The organism is uncultured Agrococcus sp., from assembly GCF_945915485.1.
GTDB lineage: Bacteria > Actinomycetota > Actinomycetes > Actinomycetales > Microbacteriaceae > Agrococcus.
The window spans coordinates 1-3,463 of sequence record NZ_CAMEFJ010000151.1 but is presented as its reverse complement, the minus strand read 5'-3'; the positions used below and the strand labels follow the sequence as shown (position 1 = coordinate 3,463).

Annotated in this window: 5 protein-coding genes; 4 read left to right on the top strand and 1 reads right to left on the bottom strand. The window is 62.6% G+C overall.

From position 1 onward, the window contains the following. Together Q0O95_RS13680 and Q0O95_RS13675 are read left to right on the top strand one after the other, a co-directional pair. Window positions 1-1,227 (top strand): histidine kinase (locus tag Q0O95_RS13680; RefSeq protein ID WP_293699805.1); only part of this gene is annotated, 1,227 nt, incomplete at its 5' end. Next, window positions 1,220-1,891 carry a response regulator transcription factor gene (locus Q0O95_RS13675; protein WP_293699802.1) on the top strand — a complete coding sequence of 224 codons (672 nt, stop codon included), beginning with the start codon at window positions 1,220-1,222 and terminating at the stop codon, window positions 1,889-1,891. The genes Q0O95_RS13680 and Q0O95_RS13675, both read left to right, overlap by 8 nt. A gap of 34 nt (window positions 1,892-1,925) precedes the next feature. Here the strand turns inward: Q0O95_RS13675 and Q0O95_RS13670 are convergent, their stop codons facing one another. Then, entirely contained in the window at window positions 1,926-2,528 is a 603-nt protein-coding gene (locus tag Q0O95_RS13670) for a TetR/AcrR family transcriptional regulator (RefSeq protein WP_293699799.1), read from the bottom strand. Between the two features lie 55 nt (window positions 2,529-2,583). Here Q0O95_RS13670 and Q0O95_RS13665 point away from each other — a divergent pair, with 55 nt between their 5' ends. Continuing rightward, window positions 2,584-2,961: a hypothetical protein gene (locus Q0O95_RS13665; protein ID WP_293699796.1), complete on the top strand. Its 378-nt coding sequence runs from the start codon at window positions 2,584-2,586 to the stop codon at window positions 2,959-2,961. Beyond that, window positions 2,958-3,463, top strand: a 506-nt coding sequence (locus tag Q0O95_RS13660; RefSeq protein ID WP_293699794.1) for a hypothetical protein, incomplete at its 3' end; no start/stop codon positions are given. The genes Q0O95_RS13665 and Q0O95_RS13660, both read left to right, overlap by 4 nt.

Sequence of the window (3,463 nt, the reverse complement as noted above, 5' to 3'; positions counted from 1 at the left end):
AACCGCTATGCGGTTCTCGCTCCTGCCGTGGCACGCCGCGCGCTTGCTACGATCGTTCGCACTATGAAGGCGCTGTTAAGGGGCATCAAGTCGCGGGTTCCGCGCGAGACCAATCACCTCTTACGGCGGTGGTGGCTCACGGTGCTCGGCACCCTCGTCGGTGGGCTTCTCGCGGTACCACTGATCATCGCCGCTATCGCTAAGCCGGAATCCAAGACGAGTGCCACAGTATTCCGTTGGGAACGCGCGCGACAGCTTCGGTACTTCAGCCTGGAATTCGATTTCGCGACTGTGCCTCGGTCGTTCTTCCTCATCACTGCACTCGTCACTCCTGCCGCGTTCGTCGCCGTGGCCTACATGTTGTTTGGCGGCGTGCTGATGATCCTCGGTGCGATCTTCCAGCTCTTCGTCGGCGGCGTCGTAGTGGTCAGCTTTTTCCTCTGGACGACGCACCAGTCTGCTCTGCAGGTCGGGCTCTTATACGGCCTCGCAAATATCGTCGGCGCTGTCGCACTCGCAGAGGCCACCCGTTGGCTGCAGAGGAAGATCGATGAGCAGTTCGTCGACGTTCGGCAGCCGAGCACGACCCAGGCACGGATCTCCGAACTGCTCACGACCCGTGCCGGGGTGGTCCTGGCAATCGATGAAGAGCGTCGGCGTATAGAGCGTGACATTCATGACGGCGTACAGCAGAATGCCGTTTCGCTATCGATGCTCATCGCGAGGGCACGCAGGGCGGAGGAACCGGAGCGCGTTGCTGAGCTTCTCGATGACGCTTTCGCGCAGTCGCGTCGACTCATCGACGAAATGCGCGAGGTGGCTTGGCGCACCTACCCCGCCGCCCTCGACGAGCACGGGTTGAAGTCGGCGCTGGAGCCGGTCATCCGCAACAGCCCGCTGCCGGTGACGGTACTCGAGCTCACCGTGTCCCGCCCTCCCCGGCCGGTCGAGGCGGCTGTGTATTTCGTCATCAGAGAGGCCTTGACCAATGTCGTCAAGCATGCGGATGCGAGCTCCGTGACGCTCTCGGTCACGACGGTGCTGGACGCCAAGCGGAGAACTCGGGCCCGGGTCGAGGTGACCGATGACGGATGCGGAGGTGCGTCGGAGGAGGGCGGCGGACTCAAGGGGCTTTCCAGGAGGCTCGCCGCCCTGGACGGTACGCTCACCATCAGGAGCCCCCTCGGAGGAGGCACAAGAATCGAGGCGGAGATTCCGTATGCATGAATCGACCAGGGCGTCGTTGAGCGTCGTACTCGCCGACGACTCCGTGCTTCTGCGCGAGGGCGTTCGCAGTCTCCTCGAAGAAGAGAGCATGCACGTTGTCGCATCCGTCGGAGACGCTGAACGGCTGCTCGAAGCCGTCGCACGGCACCGACCGAACCTCGCGATAGTCGATGTGCGTATGCCTCCTTCTCACACGGATGAGGGGCTAGCGGCAGCGCTCGAGCTGAAGCGCATCCATCCCGACACCGGTGTGCTCATGCTTTCGCAGTACGTGCTACGCGAGTACGCGACGAAGCTCTTGAGATTTGAGACCTCCGGCGTCGGTTATCTCTTGAAGGATCGGATCACCGACATCGATCACTTCCTCGAGTCCGTCTCGCGGGTAGCCGAGGGCGGAACCGTTATCGACGCCGAGGTGGTACGGCAACTCGTCACCGATCCGGAGAAGCCACGGGCACTCGATAGCCTCACGCCAAGGGAGAACGAAGTGCTCGCGGCGATGGCGGAAGGGCTTTCGAATCGGGGCATCGCGCAGCGGCTGTTTGTTTCGCTCAGCTCTGTCGAGAAGGCGGTCAGCTCGATTTTCGATCGTCTCGAACTGCCTGCCGGCGAGACGACGAGTCGGCGCGTCGCCGCCGTGCTGCAGTACCTCAACGGTGATTAGGCCCGGCCGCCTGCGTTCTTAGCGGCATGGTCGCTCAGATGGTGTCGCGGAGGTTCACGCTGTCGACCAGACGTTGGGCAGTTTCGCGAGGATGCTCTAACGTTTCGGCAGCGTAGGTCGCGAGGAAGGCTTCGTGGAGGGCTGCGCCGGTGAGCAGGCGTGCCACGGCCCCCGTATCGATCGCCGTTGCATCCACTCTTTCCAGCTGTGCTTCTTCGACGAGATAGCGCTCGACCGCGGCTGCAACGGCGTGCGGACCGACTCCGCGTCGCTGCATAGCTTCTCGATGCGCTCTCAGCAGTTCGGTGCTACCGAAGATGGAGGCCGCCATCGGAAAGTTCTCCTGGTAGAAGATGATGAGCTTCGCAGTGAGTTCGACCAGGTTTTCCCTCACTGTGGCGGTCCCGGCCATCTCTGAAGGCAGCCCGAGTCCGGCGGAGCGCTCCGCCAGCACAGACAGGAAGATGTCCCGTTTGTCGGGGAAGTGCTTGTACAGCAGCGCTTCCGAACACTTGGCCTCGCGTGCGATCTGTTTCGTCGTCGCGTGTACCAGCCCGTCACGTCGCATGACCTCGGCGGCCGCGTCGAGGATACGTTCGCGAGCGCGTCGAGTGGGCTGGTTCTGCTGCGTCATCATGATCAGTATAGTAGGGTGAGTAAATACTCACCCACCCCTCGTATCGGAGGATTTCATGGTTTCGTTCGAGACTCTTCGTCTCGCACTGCTCATAGTGCACCTGCTTGGCTTGGCGGCATTGATCGGCCCCGCGCTGCTGCGCGGCGTCTCGAGTCGAACCGCAGTTCCCGTCATGCTGACGGGCGCCGTCATACAGGTAGTGACCGGCAACGGTCTGATCGCGGCGAATCAGTTGCAGGGTATGCACGTCATAGAAGCGAAGATGATCGTCAAGCTGGTGTTCGCCCTGGCATCGCTGGCACTGCTCATCGTGGCTGCGGTCCGTCTGCGGAAGGCTCGAAAGCTGGAAGGGGACATCGACACACGTACAACAGAGCGCGTCGCGGCAGGCATCGGAGGTATCGCACTCGCGACAGCGGTGCTCTGGTCATGAGCAGGCGCGGCACTCTGGTGACACTGATCGCGGCGGCCTTCGTCACACTCGTCGAACTCGGCGCTACTCTCTCCGGGATCGGTGCGGCGCCCATGGAACTTGTGTCCGGATGGGCACCGACGCGGCAGGGTGACGTTTGGGCGATCCTGCTGACCGTTGGCGGTTGCGGAGCCCTTTTCGCGCTGCCATGGCTCCCCACGACCGCGCTCCTGACCGCTTCCGCGAGCTACGCGGTCTTCATCCTGCGCGATTACGAGTTCGGGATTACCCTGCCCGCGATGCTGGCGATCTTCTTCGTCACGGTTCGCGGTGAGCGACGATTCGTGCCCCTGGCGGCAGCTTCCCTGTGTCTTGCCTCAACCGCAGTATGGATCTTCATGCGCACTGTCACCATCATCGATTCGGGAGTAGCGATGCTCGCCTGGGTGGCGTTCGGAACCGTGTCGGCCGTCTTCTTCTTTCTCCCTGCCGTGTTCGGAGAACTGGTGCGGCTGCGACGGCT

Bases quoted from the DNA above. Each gene is read 5' to 3' on its own strand.
- Q0O95_RS13665 (WP_293699796.1), top strand. From the start codon at position 2,584: ATGGTTTCGTTCGAGACTCTTCGTCTCGCACTGCTCATAGTGCACCTG.
- Q0O95_RS13675 (WP_293699802.1), top strand. From the start codon at position 1,220: ATGCATGAATCGACCAGGGCGTCGTTGAGCGTCGTACTCGCCGACGAC.
- Q0O95_RS13670 (WP_293699799.1), bottom strand. From the start codon at position 2,528: ATGATGACGCAGCAGAACCAGCCCACTCGACGCGCTCGCGAACGTATC.